Source organism: Duganella rivi, from assembly GCF_009857435.1.
GTDB classification, from domain to species: Bacteria; Pseudomonadota; Gammaproteobacteria; order Burkholderiales; family Burkholderiaceae_D; genus Rugamonas; species Rugamonas rivi.
Genome location: NZ_WWCK01000001.1, coordinates 137342 through 161541, shown reverse-complemented (window position 1 = coordinate 161541; position 24200 = coordinate 137342). Strand labels below are relative to the sequence as shown.

Sequence of the window (24200 nt, the reverse complement as noted above, 5' to 3'; positions counted from 1 at the left end):
GCGCATGGCCGGTGGGCGCTGTCGGTGCACCGGCCACGCGCAAGTAGGAGTGCGCCTAGTTGGCCTGCTTGAGGTTCTTGTCGAGGAAGGCTTCCACCCGTTGCCAGAAGGCGATGCGGTTTTCCTCGTGGCGCCAGCCGTGAGCCTCGTTCGGGTAGGTGATTAACTCGACGTTTTGATTGTGCTGCCTGACCGCATTGTAGAAGCGGGTGGCGTGTTCCATCGTCACGCGGCGGTCTTCGAAACCATGCGCCATCAACAGCGGCTGTTTCAGCTCAGCCGCGCGCACCAGCGGCGAGTAGCGGCGGAACAGTTCCGCGTCCTTGTCGGGATCACCGATCAAGGTGCGCAGCGAATAGTTGAGCGTCTCGCGCGAGGCGTCCGACTGCACCGCCGTGAAGCGCAGGCCGATATCGGTCACGCCGGCCCACTCAACGCCGCAGCGGTACAGTTCCGGGTTTTTGATGAGTCCCATCAGGGTGGCGTAGCCGCCGTAGCTGGCGCCCATGATGGCGATGCGCTTGGGATCGGCCCAGCCTTGCTTGATCGCCCACTGCGCAGCGTCGGCCAGGTCGTCCTGCATCGCCATGCCCCATTGCTTCATGCCTGCTCGGAAGTGGTCATAGCCGAAGCCGGTGCCGCCGCGGAATTCCGGCTGGATCACCACGTAGCCGCGCGCCGCCAGGAACTGCGCCTCGGCATCCCAGTCCCAGTAAGCGCCGCGCGCGTGCGGGCCGCCGTGCACCAGCACCACGGCCGGGCGCGGGCCGGCCGCGTCGCCCGGCGGCAGCGTGACGTAGGCCGGAATGCTGCGGCCATCGCGCGCCTTATAGCGGTGGAAGTCGCGCAGGCCCATTAACGCCGGATCGATGCCGGGATGCGACGAGCCCAAGCCGGCCAGCTTGCCGCTGGCGCGGTCGTAGATGATGTAATGGTCGGGCTGGCGGTCGGACGACGCCACCACCAGCAGCACCGGCGAAGCCAGACACTCGCCGCCGCAGCGGATGGTGTTGGTGGTGGCCGGCAGCAGGGCGTCAATCCTGGCCTGGTCGGCCTTCATCTGCGGATTGAGCCAGACCGTGGTGCCGGCATCGGTTTGCACATGGATGCCGAGCAGGCGGCGGCTGGCGCTATCGATTTCCGGCGTGCCGTTGAAGTCAAAGCCCGGCACCGACACGAACGGCGTGGCGGCCAGCTTCATGGCCTTGAGATCATAGCGGAACAGGGCGCCGTAGCCTTGGTGGCTGGCGCGCACGTACAGCGTATCGTCGCCGTCGAAGAACAGCGGCTCGAACAGCTTGTCCTGGAAGCAGGTGCCGTTATCGAGTTCGCGCCAAGTGGTTTCCTTGGCGGCGCGGTAGCTGCTGATGCAGCGGCCCTTTTTGCGCGACTGCGCGATGCGCGGCACGCTGTTGGCGTCGACCAGCCAATCTTGCACCGCGTCCGGCTGGGTGCCGTCCAGCAGATCGCTCAACAGGCGGGTGCGGGTATTGAGCCGGTACAGGCGCGAATGGTCGGGCTGCGGATCGATCTGGTTCCACACGTACTTCTCGACGATGATATCGTCCGAGCCGTCGTGCGTGACATCGTAGAAGAAATAGTCGGCGGTCAGCAGGCGCGCCTTGATCATGCTGCCGGTGGCCTCGCGGTTATGCTCCCAGTTGCCGCTGATGAGGTGCGTGAGGTTGCTGCCATCGCGGTCGGCCGCCATTTCATCGAGGTTGCCTTCGAACTCAATGCGCAGGTTCTTGATGGTGAAGCCGATGCGGTTTTCATTGATCCAGTGAACCGCCGTGATGACCTCATTCTCGGAGGTCTTGATGATGACTTTGAATTTGGACAGATCGCGCGTATCGCGCACCGCCAGTGCGGTTTGGCTGTCCGGCAGCGCCGTCACCGCAGCGACATAGCCGCCCTTGGGCGACAAGCTGACATGGCTGACTTGCGGAGTTTGGAAGAAATCGGCGGCGCGAGGTGCCGCAGCGTGTGCGCCGTGGGCCAGCAGCGCGAACAGGAGGGGGAGCAGGTTTTTTTTCATGTGGCCTCTATGATTGCGAATTTGGCAATCATAGAGGCCGAGGGCTTATTTGTCTATCAACTACGATGGACAGCCTGGCCGCTCTTGGCCGACCAGCGGTACAAGCCCCACACGATGGCGGTGCCGACGATCAGCGCGACCGTCATGCTGGTGCCTTCGCCCATGCCGGTGGCTACCGCCAGCGGCTCGCCTTGGCCCGACAGCACGATCAAGCCGGCCAGCGCCACGTTGAACAAACTCTCGCCGACGATGAAGCCCGACATCACCAGCACGCCGATACGCTTGGCCGCTTCGCCGCCGGCTTTCTTTTCAACCGCGCGGTCGAACAGGTAGCCGGTAATCGCGCCGATGACGACAGGAGTGATCACGGCGCTCGGCAGATAAATCGCCAGGCCCACGCCCAATGGCGGCAAGCTGTATTGATTGTTGCTGGATTTTTTCAGCGCGAAGTTAATCAGCACCAGACCGAGGCCGATCAGCACGCCATAGCCCAGCAAATCCCATTGCAGATTGCCGCCGATGACGCCCTTGGCCAGGGTGGAAATCAGCAGCGCTTGCGGCGCGGCCAGCGGCTGGTCGGAGATCGAATCGAGATTCGGCGCGCCGACGAAACCGTTGGCGTGATTGAGCAGCTCCAGCACCGGCGGCACTACGCAGGAACCGGCGGCAACGCCGATCAGCAAGCCAACCTGCTGCTTCCACGGAGTGGCGTTGACCAATTGGCCGGTCTTCAAATCCTGCAGGTTGTCGTTGCCGATCACGGCCACCGCCAGCACCACGGTGGTGACGAACAGCGCGTAAGCGATCAGCGCCTGCGCCACTTCCGGGCCCATCACGCTGCGGCCGACCATGCCGACGCTGAGCGCCGCGCCAAGAATGGTCAGGATGGCGATGCCGGATACCGGCGAGTTCGACGAACCAATCAGGCCCGCCATGTAGCCGCACACCGCAGCGGCAAAGATACCGGCCACCAGCACGTAGCCCACGCCGACCGCCACCAGCGGTACCGACAGCGACGCCAGCGGGCCGCCTTGCAGGAAGCTGGCCAGCAGCCAGCCCGCAGGCACCATCGACAGCAGCGTGACCAGGCCGACGATGAAGATCGGGATATCGAGTTCGGTGCGATCCAGCGACGCGCCTTCCAGCTTGGCTTTGCGCGCAGTTTCCATGGCCGATTTCAAACCGCCCAGAATCGGCTTGGCCAGACCGGCCAGCGTGATGATGGCGGCAATGCCGATCACGCCTGCGCCCATCATGCGCACTTGCGTTTTCCAAATGCCCAGCGCGTGGTCGGCGACTTCTACGCCAGCCGCCAGCGGGGTCAGATTGCTCATCAGCGGCACCAGGATGCCCCACGCGATGATCAAGCCGGCCAGCATGGCGATACCGACCGTGATGCCCATCAGGTGACCAGCGCCGATCAGCGCCAGCGAGCTCGATGCGCCGATGCCGGTGGCGCCAGCGCCGGTGCGGAAGAAGATCGCCACTTCAGCGGCCATCAGCTTGGCCGCGCCGCCGGCTGCAAACAGCGCCGAGGTCAGGCTGCCCCATACCACCGCGCGCAGACCGGCTTTACCTTCGGCCGCGCCTTCGCGCGAGGCCATGCCGACTTTCAGCACTTCGGCGGCGGCCACGCCTTCAGGATAGGGCAGGTCGGACTGCGACACCAGCGCGCGGCGCAGCGGCACCGTGTACATCACACCGAGCACGCCGCCGACGGCGCAAGCGCCGAAGGTCGGCCAGAACGGCACGTGCGCCCACCAGCCGATCATCAGCAGGCCTGGCAGCACGAAAATCACCGAGGCCAAGGTGCCCGCTGCGGAGGCGATGGTCTGGACGATATTGTTTTCCTGGATGGTGGCATCCTTGAAAGCGCTGAGCAGCGCCATCGAAATCACCGCGGCCGGGATCGAGGTGGCGAAGGTCAGGCCGACTTTCAGTCCCAGATAGACCTGGGCGGCGGTAAATACCAGCGTAATCAGAATCCCCAAAATAATCCCGCGTAGCGTGATTTCTTTCGGGTTGGACGGTGCAGCTATGCTCATCTTCAGCACTCCGTAGTTATTGTTTGTGTAATAAAAGGGATAACGCGCCTCATCATAAACGAATCCCGCGCCGTCCAGCAGGTAAAATAGCGGATTGTTAGAACGATTTTGAAGGTCAGAGCATGTCGATACAATGGTACCCAGGGCATATGAACGCCGCCAAGAAGAAGGCGGCGGAACAGATGGAGAACACCGATCTGGTGATCGAGGTGGTCGACGCGCGCCTGCCCGAGGCCAGCACCAACCCGATGGTGGAGGAGCTGCGCAAGTTCCGCCAGCGTCCGTGCCTGAAAATTTTGAACAAGATCGACCTGGCCGATCCGGCCGCCACCGCCGCCTGGACTGCCTACTACAACGCGCAGGAAGGCGTGACCGCCTACGCCATGACCACCAAGAAGCCAGCCGACGTGGCGCGCATTCCTGATCTGGCCAAGCAACTGGCGCCGCACCGCGGCGTGCCGACCAAGCCGCTGCGCATCATGATCATGGGGATACCCAACGTCGGCAAATCGACGCTGATGAACGCCTTGCTGAAAAAGCGCGTGGCCAAAGTGGGCGACGAGCCGGCCGTGACCAAGCAGCAGCAAAAGCTTTATCTCGACAAGAACACCATCCTGGTCGATACGCCGGGCATGTTGTGGCCGAAGATCGCGCTGCCGAGCGATGGCCTGATGCTGGCGGCCAGCCACGCGATTGGCTCGAACGCGCTGATCGAAGAGGAAGTGGCCGAGTTCCTGGCCGGCGAGCTGCTGGTGCACTACCCGGAGTTGCTGGTGGCGCGCTACGGTTTTAAAGAGATTGAGACATTTGATGCGATTGGCGTAGTGGAAGGCGTGGGCATGAAGCGCGGCTTCCGCCAGAAGGGCGGCGATCTCGATTACGAGAAAGCGGCACATACCTTCCTCGGCGATTACCGCAGCGGCGTGTTAGGCCGCATCTCGCTGGAGACGCCGGAGACGCGTGGCGTGCGTCTGGCGCAGCACGCCGAAGAGATGGCAGTGAAGGCAGCCGAAAAAGCCGCCATCGCCGCCGAAAAAGCCCGCGCCGCCGCCAACGGCAAGCGCGGTACATAGAACGCTGTTAGCACCCCACCCCCAATGCAGAGCAGGGGGCGGGGTGCAGCGTCAAGCTTTAAGCCGCGGCCTGTCCGAAGCGGTAACTACTGACGGCGAGAGCACCCATAAAAGCATCTTCGTGGTAGGGCATGGTTGCGGGTTCATTCTCCGCAGCGCCCACCACCACCATCAACGGCAGCAAGTGCTCCTCGCGCGGATGCGCCATGCGCGCCGCCGGCGCTTGTTCCCACTCCACCAGCGCCGCGCTGCGTTCCTGCGGCGGCAGCGCCATCGCCTGTTGCAGCCAGCCGTCAAACGCGTGCGACGCCGCTGCGCCATTCGCATTGAACGCGCGCAGGTTGTGGTAGCTAAGGCCGCTGCCGATAATCAGCACGCCCTGTTCGCGCAAGGGCGCCAGCAAACGGCCCACCGCCAAGTGCGTCTCTGGATCCAGTCCATACTTCAGCGACAGCTGCACGATCGGCACATCGGCCTGCGGGTACACCGGATACATGGCGCTGAAAGTACCATGATCGAAACCGCGCTCCGCATCCAGCACCGCCGCGTGGCCGCCGGCCTGCAGCAAGGCCTGCACCTGCGCCGCCAACTCCGGCGAGCCGGGCGCCGAGTATTGCACTTGGTAGGTGTGCGGCGGGAAGCCGCCGTAGTCGTAAATCATCGGCGGCTTGGCCGACGACGACAGCATGAATTCGCGGCCCTCCCAGTGCGCCGTAATCACCAGCACAGCCTTGGGCGTGACGCCGATTTGGCGCGGAATATCGCGCAGCGACGCGTCCAGCTTGGCGTACAGGTGGCCGACTTGGTCCATCATGAACGGCCATGGACCGCCGCCGTGGGACAGAAAATAGGTAGGTAGCTTCATGGTGAATTCCTTTCAGACTTCACTATAAACACCTCAAACTACGCAATCAATGCTGTAAATATGGATAGATCATATCTAAAAGCTGAATGATCTTGTCGGGCGTATAATACGCCCGTCTGGCGACAGGGAAACACGTAACCCCAGTGTGCTGCCCCCGCAACCGTAACCAGCCCGGATACCGGCCAGACGAGGGGGAAGCTGCGATGCAGCTTCCGTACGCTTCCAGCCTGCGGGGACGCCGGCGGATGTCTCTTTCGAAAATGACCACAATAATGATTTCCTCCGCCTTCCGCCCGCGCTTGCTGGCTGCCGCCGTTTCCCTGTGCTTTACCGCTCCCACCGTTGTACTGGCCGAAGATGGCGCCACGCAGGGCGGCGCGGCGCTTGCCAGCGTCACTGTGACCGGTTCGCGCTTTGACGCTGATCCGGCGCTGGCGCCTATCGGCGCCACCATCATCAGCGCGGACGAGATTCGCCGCGCCGGCGCCAACGACGTCAATGCCGCCATCCGCAAAATCGGCGGTGTGTACGGCCGCCAGTCGCTGGACGGCAGCCCGGACTTCGGCCTTGATCTGCGCGGCTTCGGCACCAACAGCAGCCAGAATCTGGTGATCGTGCTGGATGGCGTGCGCTTGTCGGAGAATGAATTGAGCAACGCCATCCTGTCGACCATCCCGATCGACACCGTGGAACGCATTGAAATCACGCGCGGCGGCGCCAGCGTGTTGTACGGCGACGGCGCGACCGGCGGTGTGATTAACATCGTCACCAAGCGTCCAACGGCCAACAGTAGCCGTGGCAGCGTGTTCGTCGAAGGCGGCCAGTTCCACGCCGGTGAAGTGCGCGTGTCGGGCGCGCAGGCATGGGACAACTTTGCCGCCGACGCCACGCTCGGCACCCAGCGCAGCGACAACTACCGCGATAACAACGACTTCAAACAAACCCAATTCAGCGGCGGCGCGCAGTGGTTCGCCAATCAATTTGACCGCATCGGCTTCCGCTACGAAGGTGCGCGCCAGGATTCGCGCTTTGCCGGTTCGCTCAGCGAAGCGCAGTTCAACGCCAATCCGCGCAAGACCACCACGCCGAACGACAACGGCTCGCTCGATAGTGACCGCCTGATCGTGTCCGGTCAATACCGCTTGTTTGGCCACGATGTCGCCGCCGATCTGTCGTACCGCAAGAAGACGGTGGACGCGACATACTTCTACGGCGGTGTTCCATCGGCCTCAAGCTACGACAGCAAGCAGTGGCAATTCTCGCCGCGCGTGCGCAAGCTGGGCGCGATCAACGGCATGGTCAACGAGCTGGTAGCTGGTGTGGACTTCATCAAGTGGGAGCGCACCACGACCTCCAGCTTCTCCGCTGCCGACGCCCATCAAAAATCGAAAGCGCTGTACCTGCGCGACGAACTGCGCTTCGACGCCGCCCATGAAGGCCGCGTCTCGGCCGGCGTGCGCCGCGAAATCTTCGACAAGGACTTCACCGACCCGCTGGCCGGCGCCGCCTACAACGTGGTGCAGGGCTTGAACGCATGGGAGCTGCAAGCCAGCTACATGCCGGTCGCCGCGCTGACTGTATTCGGCAAGGTAGGCCAGAGCTACCGCGTGGCGAACTCCGACGAAAACGCCTACACGCCAGTCTTCAACAAGCCGCTGGCGGCGCAGCAATCGCACGACGCGGAACTGGGCCTGAGCTACGCCAACGCCGCGCAAAAGATCACTGCGCGCGTGTTCCGCCACAATCTGGTCAACGAAATCTTCTACGATCCAACGCTGAACTTCGGTTATGGCGCCAACACCAATCTGGACCCGACCCGCCGCCAAGGTTTTGAGCTGGATGCTGAACAGCGCATCGCCGCCGCGTGGACTGTCAGTGCACACTATCAGCACGTACAAGCCAAGTTCACCGAGGGCGTCAACGATGGCAAGGAGATGGTGCTGGTGCCGAAGAACGTGCTGACCGCGCGGTTGAGCTGGACTCCGGCCGACGGCCAAAGCGCCGATGTCGGCGTGCAGTGGGCCGACAAGCAGCGCTATGGCTCGGACTTCAGCAATAGCTGCGCGGGCGAGATGCCGTCTTACGCCACGCTGGACGCACGCTACGCGCGCAAATTCGGCCAGTGGGAATGGGCGATCTCGGGCCAGAACCTCGCGGACAAGCATTACTACTCGCAAGCCTTCTCCTGCAAGGGTGGCATCTACCCGTCGGACGGCCGCCAGTTGAAACTCTCGGCGCGATACGAGTTCTGATGATGCGCGCTGCGATCTTGACCATGTTGGCGCTGGCTGGCTCCGCCCACGCCGCCATCACCGTGCAGGACGACGCCGGCAACCGCGTCACGCTGGCCAAGCCTGCGCAGCGCGTGATCTCGACCGCGCCGCACATCACCGAACTGCTGTTCGCGGCAGGCGGCGGCGAGCGCGTGGTCGGCGCCATGAACTTCAGCGACTACCCGGAAGCGGCCAAGCGCCTGCCGCTGATCGGCAGCGACGCCCAGATCGACATGGAGCGCGTGCTGGCGCTGCGCCCGGATTTGCTGGTGGTCTGGCAAACCGGGAACACCGAGCGCCAACTGGCGCAGCTGAAAAGTCTTGGCATCCCGATTTTCTACAGCGAGCCTAAAAAGCTGGAGGAGGTGGCGACTAGCCTGACCCGCCTCGGCCAACTGCTCGGCACCGACGCCGCTGCCCAAGCAGCCGCGCGCGACTACCGCCAGAAAATTGCCAGGCTGACCGCCACTTACGCTCAGCGCCCGCCGGTCAAGGTGTTCTACCAAATCTGGGAAAAGCCGCTGTTCACGCTGAACGGCGAGCATATCGCCAGCGACGCCATGCGCGTGTGCGGCGGCCGCAACGTGTTCGCCGGCTTGAAAGTGACCGCGCCGTCGGTCAGCACCGAAGCGGTGTTGCAGGAAAATCCAGAAGCCATCATCGGCAGCGAGCGGCATGACAGCCAGTCCGGCATCAATATCTGGAAGCCGTACAAGGGCATGCTGGCGGTTCAGCGCGACAACCTGTTCATGCTCGATAGCGAACGACTGGTGCGCGCCACGCCGCGCATTGCCGACGGCATCGCCGTGCTGTGTGAAAAACTGGACTCAGCTCGCAAGCGCCGCCCTTAAAGCCAGCTTAATACCTAGGCCGAAGCGGGGAAAAAGTGGTAATCTCCCCGCGTTTGCCACTTATCTCACATTCAAGGACTGTTATGCGTTTCCTGAGCTTCCTGCGCCCACTGCTTGCCACCGTCGCCTTCATGGCTGCCGCCGCCGGCGCTTCCGCCGCCGACTTCAAGGATGGCCTGGATTACAACACCGTCAACGCTCCGCGCCCGGAGACCGGCAAAAAGGTCGAGGTTCTGGAGTTCTTCATGTACCACTGCCCGCACTGCAACGTGCTCGATCCGGTGCTGGCTGACTGGGTGAAAAAGAACGGCGACAAGATCGTCTTCAAGCGCATGCACATGGGCGACGACGCGCAAGCCAAGGCTTTCTACACGCTGGAAGCCCTGAACATCACGAACCTGCACGAGAAACTGTTCCGCGCCATCCACGTGGAGCGCAACCGCCTGAATACCGATGCTTCCCTGCTGGACTTCCTGGTCAAGAACGGCGTAGACAAGGCCAAATATCTGGAAGCGTTCAATTCCTTCGGCGTACAGACCAAATTGAAACGCGCGCAGCAAGTGGCCGCGCAGTATAAACTGGATAGTGTGCCGGCTCTGGTGATCGACGGCCATTACACCACCTCGCCGGCAGTGGCGGGACACGGCCTGACCTCGGCCGACGAGGCGCACAAAGCCATGTTCGCGGTGGTCGATAGCCTGGTAGCGAAATCGCTGCAGGAACGCGCGGGCAAGAAGTAATCAAGGAAGGACGGGTAGGGCAATGAAATTCCCTCGCAACGAGCAAGAGGAAGTCGAAGGCCAGGTCATGAAGATTTACAAGGAATCTTCCCCGGCGCTGGAGACCTTGTTTGAATGGGCCTACATCAACCACGTCGCGTGGAGCTTGGCCATCGTGTTCCTCGGCCTGATTTTCTGGCTGAGCGTCGCGCTGGTGAACGCCGAGAACCAGCGCAACGCGTTGCTCACCAAGCAGTGCATGGATCCGGTGTTTAAAACCGAACTCGATAAAAAATGCCTGCGCACGGTGCAGTCGCGCGAACACTGGTGGCAGCACCTGACCTACGCGCTGACTAATCTCAGCCCGGCCAAGTAAGCCCCATGAAGCAGGTCTTGCTGGTAACCGGCAGCAGCCGGGGGATCGGGGCCGCGATCGCGCTGCTGGCCAGCCGCCGCGGTTACGCGGTCTGCATCAACTACCACAGCAACGCCGCTGCGGCCGAGCGCCTGCGTGCGCAGATCGTGGCCGAAGGCGGCGAGGCGATCGCCGTGCAGGCCGACGTCGGCGTCGAGGCGGACGTGCTGCGTTTATTCGCCGTCGTCGATGAAAAGCTGGGGCCACTGACGGCGCTGGTCAACAACGTCGGCGTGCTGGAACAGCAGGGCAAACTGGCCGATATGTCGGCCGAGCGCTTGCAGCGTGTGTTCAACACCAATATCCTCAGCTATTTCCTGTGCAGCCGCGAGGCGGTCAAGCGCATGTCCACCGCGCGCGGCGGGCAGGGTGGTGCGATCGTCAATGTGTCTTCGGGTGCCTCGCGCCATGGCGGCGGCAATGTTTACGTGGACTACGCGGCCTCCAAGGGCGCGGTCGACGTGCTGACGCTGGGTCTTTCGAAAGAAGTCGGCCCTGAAGGCATCCGCGTCAACTGCGTGCGGCCGGGGATTATCTACACCGAGATTCACGCCAGCGGCGGCGATGCGGATCGCGTCGACAAATTGGCGTCCACCGTGCCGCTCGGACGCGGCGGCCAGCCGGAAGAAATCGCCGAAACCATCCTCTGGCTGCTGAGCGAGCAGTCTTCCTACGTCAGCGGTGCGCTGGTGGATGCGGGTGGCGCGCGCTAAGCCCGATCTTCAATCTGTAATTGAAAGTGCTTCAAGGGGGCGCCACATTCCCCCGTGGCGCTGCGGAGCGCAGAATGGCTTCCATCAACTCAACCCAAGGAAGCCATCATGAAAGCACTTGTTCTTGCTAGTCTGTTTGCCGGCGCCACTGCTGCCCACGCCGATCCTGTCGTTGACGCCGCCCGTACCTACGCGGCTTTCTGGAATACCGGCGATCCGGCCCTGGCGCAAAAAGCGCTGGCCCCGGATTTTATCGACCGCACTTTGCCGGCTGGCCGCGAGCAGGGCGTGAATGGCCCGCTGCAAGCGTCCAAGGCCTTCCGTGCGGCGGTGCCGGACTTGCGCGCGGAAGCCACCCACATCGTGCCGCACGGCGACCATGTTTCGGTGCGGCTGCACTTCACCGGCCACTTCACCGGCAAGTTCGGCGACGCGCAAGGCGCGGGCCAGGCCATCGACTTCCAAGCCTTCGACCTGTATCACGTGGTGGATGGCCGCATTGCCGAGAACTGGCACCTTGAAGACAACCTGACCTTATTGCAGCAAATGGGCCTTATGCCAGGTTCGCAAAGCGCTCCAGCAAAAACTCAATAAGCAGCGCGATGCGCGGCGGCTGGTAGCGGTTGCGGTGGTACAGGAGGTTGAGCGGCGCGCTGTCGGTGAAGTATTCGTCCAGCACCGTCACCAGCCGCCCGCAACGCAGATCGTCCGAAATATCGAGGATGGATTTGTAAGCGTAGCCTTGGCCGGCAATCGCCCACTTGCGGATAATCTCGCCGTCATTGCTCTGCTGCGAGCGGCGCACGCGCACTGACAGGCGCTCATCGGCGGCGTCGTTGCTGCGGTAGCGCCATTCCTGCATCGGGCCGATCGCCGTGACTAGTACCAGTGTAGGCAGGCTGGCCAAGTCTTCCGGCGTGGCCGGGCCGCCGTCCTGCGCGATCAGCGATGGCGCGGCACAGACTACGCGGCGGCTCGGCGCCAGTACGCGCGCCACCATTTCGCTGTCCGCCAATTGGCCGTAGCGCAGCGCGAGGTCGATATCGTCCTGCACCAGGTTGGAAGTGCTGTCGCTGAGCGTCAGCGCGTACTGCACCTCTGGATGGCGCGCGCGGAATTCGTCCAGCATCGGCAGCAGCACGTTGCGGCCGAGATCCGACGGCGCGGAGATCTTCACCACGCCGCGTACCGCACTGGTGCCGGCGTGCAGGCTGTCTTCCGCCTCCGTCATCAGCGCCATCGCCTGCTCGCTGAAGTGCCGATACAAGCGGCCTTCCTCGGTCAGACGTAACTGGCGTGTAGTGCGCTCGAATAGTTTCACTTGCAGCGATGCTTCCAGCCGCAAGATGCTGGCGCTGGCCGCCGCCGGCGACAAGCCTTGCTTGCGGCCCGCCGCCGAAAAGCTGCCCAGCTGCGCAGCGTCGAGGAACAGGCGAATCAGATTGCTATCCATGGATCACCACTGTGCAAGTTGTACCGGCCACCAGATCGAGGTTCTTCGGCTTTTCATCAATATGGATGCGCACCGGCACGCGTTGCGCCAGGCGCACCCAATTGAAGGTTGGGTTGACGTCGGCCAGCAGCTCGCGGCCCATGTTGGCGTCGCGGTCGGTGATGCCGCGCGCGATGCTTTCGATGTGGCCTTGCAGCTGCGCTTCGCCGCTCATCATGTGGACTTCCACCTTGTCGTTCACTTTTAGCAGCGGCAGTTTGGTCTCTTCAAAGTAGCCTACCACGTAGAACGATTCGCTGTTAATCAGGGCCAGCTTGGCTGCGCCGACGGCGGCGAAGTCGCCCGTGTGCACGTTCAAGTTGGTGACGTAGCCGGTGACCGGGGCGCGCACCACGGTGCGTTCCAGGTTCAGCTCCGCCAGATTGCGGGCCGACAGTGCGGCTTGATATTGCGCTGACGCGGTGCCTGCTGCGGCTTCGGCGGTCTCTTTACTCTCGGCCGACACGATGGTGGTGTCCAAGCCCGCGCGGCGCTTGGCTTCCTGCGTGCGGCGGCCTTTCTCTACCTGCTGCGACGCCAGCATGGCCTTGGCCTGTGCCAGTGCATTTTCGTAGCGCGCCTTGTCGACCACGAACAGCACCTCGCCTTTTTGCACCAGCTGGTTATCGTGCACCAGTACTTCGGTCACGGTGCCTGCGACGTCGGCGCTGATGGTGACTACGTCGGCTTTGATGCGGCCATCGCGGGTCCATGCCGATTCCATGTAGTGGTCCCATGCCGAGCGGCCCATCCACAGGGCTGCCGCCAGCAACAACATGGTCAGGCAAAATCGGAAAATTTTAGATGCGCTCACGGGTGATTCTCACAGAAGGTTTAAGTTATTTGTACAGCGTGACCAGTAAGGCGCTGAAGATGCAGACGAACATGCAGAGCCGTACCAGCGCCGGGTGCCAGCTGCGGCGATAGGCGCCGACGTAGCTCAGGCCTGCGTCCAGCACCAGTTGTAGCAGCACGGCGGCGAGGAATACCGGCAATACGCCGGGCAGCAGCACGCCGAAAAAGTCGACTTCACGCGGCAGGTGTTGGAACATGCGGTTCTCCTGATAGCTGGTCCAGCAAGGACGTGTAAATGGAATGCAGATCCGTCAGCGCGGTGTGCAGGCGCGCGCGCCGTTCGGGATGGGCGTCGGGCAGGGCGGCGCGAACGGCGGCGCCGGCATCGAGGATGGCTTGCAGTGCGCGCTCGCCGCTGGCGCGCGATGGCGCGTGCAGGTAGGCGGCCAGCAAGTGCAGCACGGCTTGGAGGCTGTCGCGCGCGGCGCCTGCGTGCGAGGCGGCCAGCAGATGGCGCAGTTCGATCACGGCGTGGCCCAGTTCCAGCAGGGTTAAGCCTTGGCGTACTACGGCGCGCGTTTCGGCATTCGGTGCGGGGCCGGCGGCGGCGTTCACTTGGCTTAGCAGGTCGCGCACGCGGTTGTCGAAGCGGCGCTTGAGGCGGTGCAGGCGCGCGCTGCATGCGTTTTGCGCTTCGCGCCACAAGGCCGCGGCGACGTGGCCGCGATGGCCCATGGTGTGCTCGGGCAGCACTACCTTGAACATCAGGTAGGCCACGCCGACGCCCATGGTTAGCGAGAGTTCGCTGCTGATGAAGGATTCAACGTCGTAGCGCATCAAGTTGGTGGGCACCACCAGCGTCGCGGAGAACATGCCGAGGCCTATGCCGACGCCGGCCCAGCGCGGGCCGCTGCTGAGGTAAGCGCCGAAGGCGAATAACGGCAGGGCGGCCAGCACCAGCGGGTAGAAGTTGTCGGCTTTGGCGACCATCAGGAACTCGGTGATGAAAGCGAGCGGCATGGCGATCAGGAAGCCGATCAGCACTTGCGATACCAGTACCGTTGGTTTCGGGGAGGAGGAGGCCAGTGCGCAGAAGATGGTCGCCATCAAGATGGTATTGATGGTGGCGGACCATGCGAGCCAGTACCATATGGCAGCGGTGATCAGCAGCGTGGCGCCAGCGCGCACGCCACTGGCGACGATGATGGCGGGCGGCGTCTTCGGCGAGTAGGAGCCGGGATCGCTGACTTGCTGGCGCTTCTCTTGCGCTAAGCCGTGGTACAGCGTGGCGAAGTCGGCGAGGTTGCCGGCAAAGCGTTCCAGCAGTTCGACTGCCGTGTCGAAATCGATTTGCAGCGCGCGCTCCACTGCCGGGCCAGCAGCCAGTTGCGCGCGCGCGGCGATGATGTCGTTCGCCAGCGCATTGCGCATCTGCGCCAGCCGCGCGGCGGTGAGGTCGTCGCGCAGCGCCGCAGCCATATGCGCCTCCAGCGGCTCGACCAGCGCCAGCACGCGGGCCATGCCGGCGGCGTTCGCGCTGGCCGCGCGTAGGCGATGGCTTAGACGGTGCAGCGTGTAGAACGTCGTCAGCGCCGTCATGAAGGCCGCGTTGAACGCGTGCAGCTGGCGCGTGTGCGAGCGCGAATGGCCAGCTTCAAAGAACGCGGCGGCGCGGCCCGACTCCAGCGCCGCGATATCTGCTGCAAACTTCAGGTGATTCAACTCCGCGTCGGCAGGCGTGATGCGCTGCTCCAGCACCTTGCGGCAGAAATCGATAAAGCCCGCATAGCGCGCCTGCACCGTGCGCATCACGGCGCGCGAGTGGCGGCGCGGGAAAAACACATCGTGCACCACTGCCGAACAAATAATCCCCAGCCCAACCTCGGTCACCCGCGTCACCGCCAGCGTGAACACATTGGCCGGCGCATCCACCGCCGGCACCGCGATCATCACCGCCGTGTACCCAGCCAGCACAAAACTATATGACTGCTGATTGCGATGCATGGCCGCGCCGCCGGTGCACAGCGCCACCCACAGCGCCAGGCCGATAAACAGCACGGTCGGCATTTGCGGGAACAAGCCCACCAGCGCCAGCGCGGCCGAACAGCCGACCAGCGTGCCGAGAAAACGGTAGAAGGCCTTCTCCAGCACCATGCCGCTGCTGGGCATCGCGAGAATGATGGTGGTGGCAAGTGCGGTGTAGGGAGCGTCGAGGCCGAGGCGAAAGGCCAGCCACAGCGCCGAGAAGGAAGCCAGCATGGCCTTGGCGACGAAGATCCAGCGTTCGCCCTCGGTGCGTAGCCAATCGGCAGTTTGAAACTGAAACCAGTTGAATATTCTCCGCGCCGCGCTGTGATCCTTGGAGGGCTGGGCGGCGGGAGAAGCGTTCATGAGATGAGGTCTAGCTAAGAGATTCTAAGTTATCGAGCTGCCGTTTCAGCAGCGCTTCCAGTTGTTTTGCTTCTTCCGCGCTGAAGCCATCGTAGGCACGCGTGGTCTTGGCCCAGACTTCAGGCAGCACTTTTTCGGCCAGCGCACGGCCACTGTCGGTCAGCGAAATCATCACGCAGCGGCGGTCGCCGGGACGGTTGCCGCGCGTGATCAGGCCTTGGGCTTCCAGGTCATTGCACACGCGCGTCAGGTTGGCCGGCTTTTCCATGCAGGCCTCGCCCAGCGTCGACGCGGTCGATGTTTCATTGTCCGAACCGTACAGCACCGCCAGCACCATGTAGCTGGCATCGACCAAGTCGTATTGGCGCAGCGCGGCGTTACTCAAATCTTTCATCCGTTTCTGGATGTGATAAGTCATGCGCACCAGGCGCATCAACTCCTCTGGGAATTCCGGTATTCGGCCATGGATATTTTTAAGGCGTTTTTTAGTCGCTTCAAAACTACTCATTGCCACTCCTCTGATATTTTTGGAAAGGATTGATTGTACTATCTAAGTATCAATGTGAATCCAGTTTTATGCCTCCGCCCAACGCCGACATCAACAATGCGAAGTTATCCAGTTGTTTGCTCGCCACTTGCGCCATCTGCTGCTGTTCGTTCAATAACGTCATCTGTGCGTTGATGACGTTGAGAGTATCCGTCAAACCGGCTTGATATGCGCGTTCTGCAAGCTGCTGCTGGCGACGCGCCGAATCGAGTGCGCGTTGCGCCAGCAGGTCCTGCTGCTTGACTGATTCAATCTTGACCACGGCATTGGCCACGTCCGACATGGCTTGAATCACTGTGGCGTTGTACTGTTCAACCGCGCCGTCATACAACGCGGTTTGATTGCCTAACTGGCTGCGCAAGCGGCCGCCTTCAAAAATCGGCAGGCTGACGGCGGGCGTAATGCCGCGCATCTGCGAGCTTGCTTCCAGAAAGTGGCCGAAGCCCAGCGACTGCACACCGGCAAACGCCGCCAGGTTGATGTTTGGGTAGAAGTCCTTCTTCGCGCTGGCTATGCGCGTGCCGGAGGCTTCTACGCGCCAGCGCTGTGCCACGATGTCCGGGCGGCGTCCTACTAGTTCGGCCGGCAAATTGGCTGGTACTGCGTCGTGCGCACCTTCAAGGGTCAGCATTGGCCGGGCGATCGCATCGCCGTCGCCCGGTCCCTTGCCGATCAGTGCCGCCAGCTGGTTGCGCAGCAGAGCGATGGTCTCGCCATATTGCTCATGCTCGCGCCGTCCTGCGGGCAGCGTTGTTTCAATACTCGTTACGTCGATATCGGTGGCGATGCCTACGGCCTTGCGGCGGCGCGTGATATCGAGGATGCGCTGGCGCTGCGCCAGATTCGCGGCCACGCTGTCTTGCAGCGCGTAGGCCAGCGACAGCTGGATGTAGCTGCGGACGATGGAGGTCTCCAGCGTCAGGCGCGCCATCTGCGATTCGGCGGCTGCCATGTGCACTTCATCCAGCGCAGCGGCCAGCGCATCGCGGTTGCGACCCCACAGATCCAGATCGTAGGAACCGGATAGCGTGGCCGTGTTTTTCCACGCGTAGTTCCCAGCCAGTGGTGCGGGGATCGTGCTATGCGCCGAGTACAACTCGCGGTCGGCGCTGGCCGAGGCATCCACGCGCGGCAGCGTGGCGGCCTTGGCGACGCCTGCCAGTGCTTCGGCTTGACGTACGCGGGCCAGCGCCGCGCGCAGCGATGGGTTGTCGCTCAGCGCGGTGTTCACTAATTGGTTCAGCTGCTCGTCGTGCAGCGCTTCCCACCAGCGTTCATCCGGCCACGCCACGTTGGCGCTGGCGGCGCTGAGCGCCTTGCCGGGACTCAGATCGGCGGGCTTGAGCTGCGCGGCCTGCGGTTTGACGTTGCCCATGTCCGCGCAACCGGCAGCCAGCAAGGCTGCGGCGACAACGACGGCGGCGGACGCGAGCTGCTTCACGGGTGCTGTTTACTTGACGATGTGCTTGCGGGTTTGAGCGACGTCGAAGTCGGCTTCGGTTTCCAGCAGGGTGCCGTTTTTGCGTGCTTCAAAGTATTCGGCTTGCACTTCGGCGCGGGTTTTGCCGGCTGGCTGCACTTTGACCGAGGCCAGTGCGCTGTTGGCGACAGCGGTTTTAGCGGCGCTGGTTGCGGTAGCAGTGGCGGCCGGAGCGGTCGTCGTCGCGGTCTGGGCGAAAGCGTTGGTCACGGTGGTAGCTGTGGCGGCGATCGCAAAAGCCACGGTTGCGGCAGCGGTCAGCAGATGCTTGGTGGTTGTGCTCATGGTGATCTCCTTGGTTGATGATTCAACTATAGAGATGAATATTACATTTGTAAAGTAAAAAATTCCAATGGGCACGATAGGTTTTTTTAAACGAGATTCAGGAAGCAGCGGTCATTACGTCGGACAGCCAGTCGACGAATACCCGTACGCGTGGCGATAACTGGCGCTGATGCGGGTAGAGCACCGAGACCGGCATAGGGCGCGGCCGCCACTGCGCCAGCACTTCGACGAAGGCGCCGCTGCGGAGCTCCTGTTCGACGTGGTAGCGCGGCATCTGTACCAGTCCAAGGTCATTGGCGCAGCAGGCCGCGTAAGCTTCGGCGCTGCCGACAGAGACGCTGCCCGGCAGGTGGATGCTGCGTTCTTCACCATCGACGATGAAATCAAACGGGAACATCTTGCCGGTAGCGGAGGAGAAGAAGTTGACCGCGCGGTGGCCCTGCGTGTGCAGATCGTCCAGCGTGAGCGGGACGCCGTGCTGCTTGAAATAGGCGGCGCTGGCGCAAGTCACCTGCTGCAAGCTGGCGACGCGGCGGCCGACCATGCTGGAGTCGCGCAGCTCGCCCACGCGCAGCACGCAATCAATGCCGTCGCGCACCAGGTCGACCAAGCGGTCGCCCATGCCGATTTCCAGTTCGATGTCCGGGTAGCGGGCAAAGAACTCCTTGAGGCGCGGCAGCACGTAATGCCGGGAGAGTGTGCCCTGCAAATCGACCCGCAGCTTGCCGCGCGGCGCCACGCCGCTGTTACCGAAACCGGCCTCGGTCTCCTCCACATCCGCCAGGATCCGCACGCAGCGCTGGTAGTAGGCCTGGCCATCCAGCGTGGTGCTGACGTGGCGCGTGGTGCGCTGGAGCAGACGCACACCCAGTCGTGCCTCCAGCTGCTTGATGGTGTAGGTGGCCGTGGCGGGCGGTATCTGCAAATCCTCCGCCGCCTTGCTGAAACTTTCCAGCTCGACGATGCGGGTGAAAATGCGCATGGCGTTGAAGCGATCCATTATCGGTGCGACGACGATCCGGCCCAGAGGTTGATGGCGCCTTCCTGTGCCTGCGCGTCGATCTGCGCCAGTTCTTCTGCGGTGAAGGACAGGTTTTTGAGCGCGGCCACGTTCTCGCGGATTTGCGCAGCGTTGCTGGCGCCGATCAGCGTAGAAGTGATGCGTGGATCGCGCAGCACCCATGCCAGCGCCATTTGCGCCAGCGTTTGGCCGCGTCGCTTGGCGATTTCATTCAGGCCGCGCACGCGTTCCAGATTGGCTTCGCTCAGATGCGACTTTTGCAGCGAGCCGCCGCCGGGACGGTTGATGCGCGCATCGGACGGCACGCCGTTCAGATACTTATCGCTCAAGATGCCTTGCGCCAGCGCGGTGAAGGTGATGCAGCCGATGCCTTCCTGGCCCAGCGTGTCGAGCAAGCCTTCGGTTTCGATCCAGCGGTTCAGCATATTGTAGGACGGCTGGTGGATCAGGCATGGCACCTTCCAGTCCTTTAGCAGGCGCGCGGCTTCGGCGGTTTTCTCGGCGGAGTAGGACGACACGCCCACGTACAGCGCCTTGCCCTGGTGGACTGCGTGCGCCAATGCCGCCATGGTTTCTTCCAGCGGCGTGTCGGGATCGAAGCGGTGCGAGTAGAAGATATCGACGTAATCAAGGCCCATGCGTTGCAGCGATTGATCGAGGCTGGCCAGCACGTACTTGCGCGAGCCGCCGCCCTGGCCGTAAGGGCCGGGCCACATATCCCATCCGGCCTTGGTGGAGATGATCAGTTCATCGCGGTAGGGCTTGAAGTCTTCCTTGAACAAGTGGCCGAAATTGGTTTCGGCGGAGCCGTACGGCGGGCCGTAGTTGTTGGCGAGGTCGAAGTGGGTGATGCCCAGGTCGAACGCGGTGCGCAGCATCTCGCGCTGCGAGGCGAGGGTATTGGTATCGCCAAAGTTATGCCACAGGCCGAGCGACATGGCCGGCAGCTTCAAGCCGCTGCGGCCGCAGGTACGGTACTGCATCTCTTCGTAGCGGTGCGGGGATGCGAGGTAACTCATTGTAAATGTCTCCATGGTGGGATAGGGCTCGATGATTATAATCGTGCTATCAAAAATCCACAGGAGAGTGCATGCGCTGGTCGATTTTGTTGATGGCGATCGCTGCCAATGCGGCCCACGCGGACGGCGCGGCAGATTTGAAAGCGGCGCTGGAACGCTTGCAGGAGCAGGCGCCGTTGAAGGCGACGCTGGATGCTAGCGTATGGCGAAAAGAGGGCGAGGGCAAGGAGGCCGAGGAGGTCAACGGCCAGGCCAGCGTCGGCATCGAGGATGGCGCGCGTGGCATGCAGCTTAGTTATAGCCGCGAGATGCTGGCGCGGCTCGATGCGGAGGCGGTGGCGCAGGCACGCAATCCGAATGCGAAAACGCCGACGTTGACGGCGTCGCGCGATTTCAGTCCGAACGAGTTGCGGCCGATGGTGGCGGCAGCGGCGGTGCTGGCGCAGCACTTGGAGAAGGCGGTATTCAAATCGGAGAAGGTGGACAGCTTCCAGGGCAAGCCGGCGCGCATGCTGACCTACGCGCAAGGCATGGACGTGATCAGCGACCGTCAGCGCAAATATGTCAAAGACTTTGAGGGCAACATCTTCGTCTGGATCGGCGCCGACGGCACGCCGCTGGGCAGCCGGCTGGTACAGAATTTCTCAGGCCGCGCATTCCTGGTCGTGAGCTTCAGCGGCAAGACCGAAGAACAAAGCGTCTACAGCGTAGCCGGCAAACGCCTGATCACCACCCGCCTGGAAAGCCGCGGCAACAACGCCGGCGCCGGCGAAAAGAGCGAATTCAAAACCGTGAAGACGCTGCAGCTAGTTCCCTAGTTTGAGCACACGTGCCGGTACACACACGACTTCGGGCGGTGCGTTTGTGCGCAAAGATTTCGTAGACTTCATTCGACGCGACGTAAAGAACGAAACTGTAGAGCTGATGGGCGCCGGGGCAGCAGTCTGGCGGGGCGAGGACGACCTCGTGCCAGTCATAGTCGCGGATCATTTCGGCCCAGGGGACGCAGTCGCTCATCACCATCAACTGGTGTAGCAGTCGCGTCGCCGGACCGGTGCCAAGATCTTGAACTGAGGTTAGAAATCTTCCGTCTCCTTGGGTGGTTTGCCAAAGTTTGGGGTAATTTCAGTGCCGTGGTTGGGCAGCTTTTTCATGACATCCTCCGTCCTGCAAAGATATCCTCGCACTTTGATCGCTGTTTGTCGCAGCGCAAACGGGCGTAAAAAAACCCGCCGAAGCGGGCCTTTCATGCTGCCGGGTTCGCTCAGGCGAAGTTGGCGGCAGCGAAGTCCCAGTTGGCGAGCTTGAAGAAGGTCTCGATGAACTTAGGACGGGCGTTGCGGTAGTCGATGTAGTAAGCGTGTTCCCACAGGTCGATGGTGATCAGCGGCTTGGCATCGGTGGTCAGTGGAGTAGCGGCGTTCGAGGTGTTGACGATGTCCAGCGAACCGTCAGCCTTTTTCACCAGCCAAGTCCAGCTCGAACCGAAGTTGCCAACGGCCGACTTGGTGAACTCTTCCTTGAACTTGTCGAACGAGCCCCACTTGGCGTTGATGGCGTCCGCCAGCGCGCCTTCAGGTGCGCCTTTGCCGTTCGGGGTCAGGCTGTTCCAGAAGAAGGTGTGGTTCCAGATCTGGGCCGAGTTGTTGAAGATGCCGCCCGACGATTTCTTGATGATTTCTTCCAGCGACAGGTTCTCGAACTCGGTGCCCTTGATCAGGTTGTTCAGGTTGGTGACATACGTTTGGTGGTGCTTACCGTAGTGGTATTCCAGCGTTTCTTGCGAGATAGCAGGCGCCAGGGCGTCGATTGCATATGGCAGAGGTGGCAGGGTATGTTCCATTGTTCTTCCTTTGTGTGGGTGTTAAAAATGTCGAAACGCCCACCATTGTAAAGCGGATGGGCGACGATCGCAGAAAAGTCCGGCGTTTTGTGTGGATTAGCTGCCGTTACCGTACGCGGCGGGTGGTTTCCCGCACGATCAGCTCCAGCGGCGGCACCTCGCCGCACGCGGCTTCGCCGTTGATGATGCGCAGCAGCGCCTGGGTGGCGATGCGGCCAATATCGTACAGCGGCTGGCGGATGGTAGTCAGCGGCGGCGTCGTGTACGACGAGCCCGGCAAATCGTCGAAGCCGACCAGCGAGATATCGTCCGGCACCCGGATGCCCTTGCGGTACAGGGCCAGCCGCGCACCGTAGGCGCTCAGGTCATTGGCCGCAAACACGGCGGTGAAATGCTGGTGCGTGTCGAACAAGCGGTTCATGGCCAGCATGCCGCTGGCCTCATGGTAATTACCCTCGACCACCAGGTTCTCGTCCAGCGGCAGGCCGGCCTCGTGCAAGGCGCGCTTGTAACCTGCCAGGCGCTCATTGGCGTCGGCGTTGTTGGATGGCCCGGAAATAAAGGCGATGTGGCGATGGCCCAGCTCGATCAGGTGGTGCACAGCCAGATAGGCGCCGTATTCATTGTCCATCTTGAAGCCGAGCGCGGTGCGGGTTTGCAAGGCGCGGCCGGTGGAGACGATGGGGCGCTGGGACGCGAAATTCAGCACCGTCTCGTCGGCCATGCGGCCCGACAGCAGGATGATGCCATCGACCTTGCGCGCCAGCAGCAGGCGGATGCGGTCGGCTTCTTCCTCGGCATTCCAGTGGCCGCTGACGATCACCGAGGCAAAGCCGGTGCCTTTCAGGCCGTCGTCGACGCCGCGCAGCGTTTCATCGAAGAAGGGCGAGGAAATATCCTGCACCACGATGCCGATGGTCATCGAGCGGCCTTTTTTCAGGCCTTGCGCCATCTGGTTGGGCGCGAAATTCATCTGCTCGATGGCGGCCAGCACGGCTTGGCGCTTGTCGTCCGAGACCTTGGCGGTGCCGTTGAGAATGCGTGAAACCGTACTCGGCGACACTCCCGCTTGGCGTGCAACATCCATCAGGGTCGATGGGCCGGAGGAGTGCGAGGTGTCTGCCAAAGTATTTCCTTTGTGGTGTAGTTATGAAAACCTTTTCGCCAGAGATTACCATAACCCAAGGGCTTTCTGCCAATGTGGGGAGTGACAACGCATTGACTTTCTGCTGTTGGCGTTATTTAATGGCCACATGCTTGAAAACGTTTTCATGGCATTGTATGCCATATAATTCAAGCGCTAGCCAGAACGACAAGAAACAGAACGGAAAGAGACATGAAACGCGACGCTTTTTCGCACCTCGCGCACGGCCCGCGCATTCTGGCCGACATCGGCGGCACCAGCGCCAGCTTCGGACTGGAGACGGCGCCCAACCAGATCGAGGCGGTGTGGGTGACCGAGTGCCAGGCCTACCCGACCCTCGGGGCGGCGATGGTGGCCTACTTGTCGCAGGCGGCGACGGTGGCGGCGGGCGGCTATCAGGCGCGCTTCGCGGGCATCGCGATTGCCAACCCGATCGACGGCGATTGGGTGACCATGACCAATCACCACTGGTCGTTCTCGATCGAGGCCGTGTGTTCCCAGTTCAGCTTGAAATCGCTGGTGGTGGTGAATGACTTCACGGCGCTGGCCAGTGCCTTGCCGTATCTGGCGCCGGAGCACAAGCATCAGATTGGCGGCGGTGTTGTCCGCAGCGGCTCGCCGATCGGGCTGGTGGGCGCGGATGCGGGGCTGGGCGTGTCGGCGCTGGTGCCGGCCGGCGAGCGCTGGATTGCCATCGACAGCGAAGGCGGCCACGCTACTTTCGCGCCGATGAACGAGCGCGAGATTGATATCTTGCGTTATGCGCGGCGCTATCACGAGCACGTGTCGAGCGAGCGGCTGGTGTCGGGCATCGGCCTTGCGCTGGTGTACCGCGCGCTGTGCGAGCGGGCGCGGGTGGAGCCGCAGAATCTGACTACGGCTGAAATTATGGATCGTGGCGTGCATCGGCTGGATCCGGTGTGCGAGGAAACCTTGCTGGCGTTCTGTGAAATGCTGGGGACTGTGGCGGGTAATGTCGCGCTGACCCTGGGCGCGAAAGGCGGTATCTACATCGGCGGCCGTACCGTGCTGAAGATGAGCGAGTTCTTTGAGCGCTCAGGTTTTCGCGCGCGCTTTGAGCAGAAGGGGCGCTTCTCTGATTACCTGGCGCACATCCCCACCTACGTTATCACTGAGCAGAACCCCGTTCTGATTGGCATGTCCGCCATGCTGTCTGCGAGTTAACCCACA

23 protein-coding genes and 1 riboswitch are annotated in these 24200 nt (G+C 62.4%); of the genes, 9 read left to right on the top strand and 14 right to left on the bottom strand.

Going from position 1 to position 24200, the window contains the following annotated elements:
- Nucleotides 1-55 precede the first annotated feature (55 nt).
- On the bottom strand, nt 56-2038 hold the full coding sequence (locus GTP45_RS00715; RefSeq protein WP_161011975.1) for an alpha/beta hydrolase family protein: 1983 nt from the start codon (nt 2036-2038) through the stop codon (nt 56-58).
- A 56-nt stretch (nt 2039-2094) separates the two neighbouring features.
- A complete protein-coding gene (locus GTP45_RS00710; protein WP_161011974.1) occupies nt 2095-4083 on the bottom strand; it encodes an OPT family oligopeptide transporter in 1989 nt (662 codons plus the stop codon).
- Nucleotides 4084-4205: 122 nt separating this feature from the next.
- Here GTP45_RS00710 and ylqF point away from each other — a divergent pair, with 122 nt between their 5' ends.
- Complete coding sequence (ylqF, locus tag GTP45_RS00705) at nt 4206-5156, top strand: ribosome biogenesis GTPase YlqF (protein WP_161011973.1); 951 nt, start codon at nt 4206-4208, stop codon at nt 5154-5156.
- A 58-nt stretch (nt 5157-5214) separates the two neighbouring features.
- On the opposite strand, the gene GTP45_RS00700 is transcribed toward ylqF, so the two are convergent.
- Nucleotides 5215-6021: a DODA-type extradiol aromatic ring-opening family dioxygenase gene (locus GTP45_RS00700; RefSeq protein WP_161011972.1), complete on the bottom strand. Its 807-nt coding sequence runs from the start codon at nt 6019-6021 to the stop codon at nt 5215-5217.
- 100 nt (nt 6022-6121) lie between these two features.
- A riboswitch (cobalamin riboswitch) is annotated at nt 6122-6222 on the top strand.
- Between the two features lie 71 nt (nt 6223-6293).
- Between GTP45_RS00700 and GTP45_RS00695 the strand changes: the two genes are divergently transcribed.
- From GTP45_RS00695 to GTP45_RS00670, 6 genes are all read left to right on the top strand, one after another.
- Nucleotides 6294-8273 carry a TonB-dependent receptor gene (locus tag GTP45_RS00695; protein ID WP_161011971.1) on the top strand — a complete coding sequence of 660 codons (1980 nt, stop codon included), beginning with the start codon at nt 6294-6296 and terminating at the stop codon, nt 8271-8273.
- A complete protein-coding gene (locus GTP45_RS00690; protein ID WP_371874401.1) occupies nt 8273-9145 on the top strand; it encodes a cobalamin-binding protein in 873 nt (290 codons plus the stop codon). Before GTP45_RS00695 ends, GTP45_RS00690 begins: the two co-directional genes overlap by 1 nt.
- Before the next feature lie 83 nt (nt 9146-9228).
- Entirely contained in the window at nt 9229-9885 is a 657-nt protein-coding gene (locus GTP45_RS00685; RefSeq protein ID WP_161011970.1) for a thiol:disulfide interchange protein DsbA/DsbL, read from the top strand.
- 22 nt (nt 9886-9907) lie between these two features.
- Complete coding sequence (locus GTP45_RS00680; RefSeq protein ID WP_161011969.1) at nt 9908-10240, top strand: hypothetical protein; 333 nt, start codon at nt 9908-9910, stop codon at nt 10238-10240.
- A 5-nt stretch (nt 10241-10245) separates the two neighbouring features.
- Complete coding sequence (locus tag GTP45_RS00675) at nt 10246-10992, top strand: SDR family oxidoreductase (protein WP_161011968.1); 747 nt, start codon at nt 10246-10248, stop codon at nt 10990-10992.
- Nucleotides 10993-11100: 108 nt separating this feature from the next.
- Complete coding sequence (locus GTP45_RS00670) at nt 11101-11586, top strand: ester cyclase (protein ID WP_161011967.1); 486 nt, start codon at nt 11101-11103, stop codon at nt 11584-11586.
- Here the strand turns inward: GTP45_RS00670 and GTP45_RS00665 are convergent.
- The 9 genes from GTP45_RS00665 to mgrA all read right to left on the bottom strand — a co-directional run bounded on the left by GTP45_RS00665 (nt 11546) and on the right by mgrA (nt 20022).
- Nucleotides 11546-12445: a LysR family transcriptional regulator gene (locus GTP45_RS00665; RefSeq protein ID WP_161011966.1), complete on the bottom strand. Its 900-nt coding sequence runs from the start codon at nt 12443-12445 to the stop codon at nt 11546-11548. The genes GTP45_RS00670 and GTP45_RS00665 overlap by 41 nt on opposite strands.
- Nucleotides 12438-13298 (bottom strand): efflux RND transporter periplasmic adaptor subunit, encoded by an 861-nt coding sequence (locus GTP45_RS00660; RefSeq protein ID WP_161011965.1) that lies wholly within the window; start codon nt 13296-13298, stop codon nt 12438-12440. Before GTP45_RS00660 ends, GTP45_RS00665 begins: the two co-directional genes overlap by 8 nt.
- Before the next feature lie 25 nt (nt 13299-13323).
- Entirely contained in the window at nt 13324-13536 is a 213-nt protein-coding gene (locus GTP45_RS00655) for a DUF1656 domain-containing protein (protein WP_308494575.1), read from the bottom strand.
- A complete protein-coding gene (locus tag GTP45_RS00650; RefSeq protein WP_161011964.1) occupies nt 13514-15670 on the bottom strand; it encodes an FUSC family protein in 2157 nt (718 codons plus the stop codon). Before GTP45_RS00650 ends, GTP45_RS00655 begins: the two co-directional genes overlap by 23 nt.
- A gap of 10 nt (nt 15671-15680) precedes the next feature.
- A complete protein-coding gene (locus GTP45_RS00645) occupies nt 15681-16178 on the bottom strand; it encodes a MarR family winged helix-turn-helix transcriptional regulator (protein ID WP_161011963.1) in 498 nt (165 codons plus the stop codon).
- 49 nt (nt 16179-16227) lie between these two features.
- A complete protein-coding gene (locus tag GTP45_RS00640; RefSeq protein WP_161011962.1) occupies nt 16228-17658 on the bottom strand; it encodes an efflux transporter outer membrane subunit in 1431 nt (476 codons plus the stop codon).
- 9 nt (nt 17659-17667) lie between these two features.
- On the bottom strand, nt 17668-17982 hold the full coding sequence (locus tag GTP45_RS00635; RefSeq protein ID WP_161011961.1) for a DUF4148 domain-containing protein: 315 nt from the start codon (nt 17980-17982) through the stop codon (nt 17668-17670).
- A 97-nt stretch (nt 17983-18079) separates the two neighbouring features.
- Complete coding sequence (locus GTP45_RS00630; RefSeq protein WP_161011960.1) at nt 18080-18982, bottom strand: LysR family transcriptional regulator; 903 nt, start codon at nt 18980-18982, stop codon at nt 18080-18082.
- Nucleotides 18982-20022 (bottom strand): L-glyceraldehyde 3-phosphate reductase, encoded by a 1041-nt coding sequence (gene mgrA, locus GTP45_RS00625; protein ID WP_161011959.1) that lies wholly within the window; start codon nt 20020-20022, stop codon nt 18982-18984. Before mgrA ends, GTP45_RS00630 begins: the two co-directional genes overlap by 1 nt.
- A 71-nt stretch (nt 20023-20093) precedes the next feature.
- On the opposite strand from mgrA, the gene GTP45_RS00620 reads away from it, so the two are divergent.
- Nucleotides 20094-20840, top strand: a complete 747-nt coding sequence (locus GTP45_RS00620; protein WP_161011958.1) for a hypothetical protein — start codon at nt 20094-20096, stop codon at nt 20838-20840.
- Between the two features lie 446 nt (nt 20841-21286).
- Here GTP45_RS00620 and sodB read toward each other — a convergent pair whose 3' ends face one another.
- A complete protein-coding gene (sodB, locus tag GTP45_RS00615; protein WP_161011957.1) occupies nt 21287-21865 on the bottom strand; it encodes a superoxide dismutase [Fe] in 579 nt (192 codons plus the stop codon).
- Between the two features lie 106 nt (nt 21866-21971).
- Nucleotides 21972-22952 carry a LacI family DNA-binding transcriptional regulator gene (locus GTP45_RS00610; RefSeq protein ID WP_161012669.1) on the bottom strand — a complete coding sequence of 327 codons (981 nt, stop codon included), beginning with the start codon at nt 22950-22952 and terminating at the stop codon, nt 21972-21974.
- Nucleotides 22953-23201: 249 nt separating this feature from the next.
- Between GTP45_RS00610 and GTP45_RS00605 the strand changes: the two genes are divergently transcribed.
- Nucleotides 23202-24194 carry a glucokinase gene (locus GTP45_RS00605; protein ID WP_161011956.1) on the top strand — a complete coding sequence of 331 codons (993 nt, stop codon included), beginning with the start codon at nt 23202-23204 and terminating at the stop codon, nt 24192-24194.
- Nucleotides 24195-24200 lie beyond the last annotated feature (6 nt).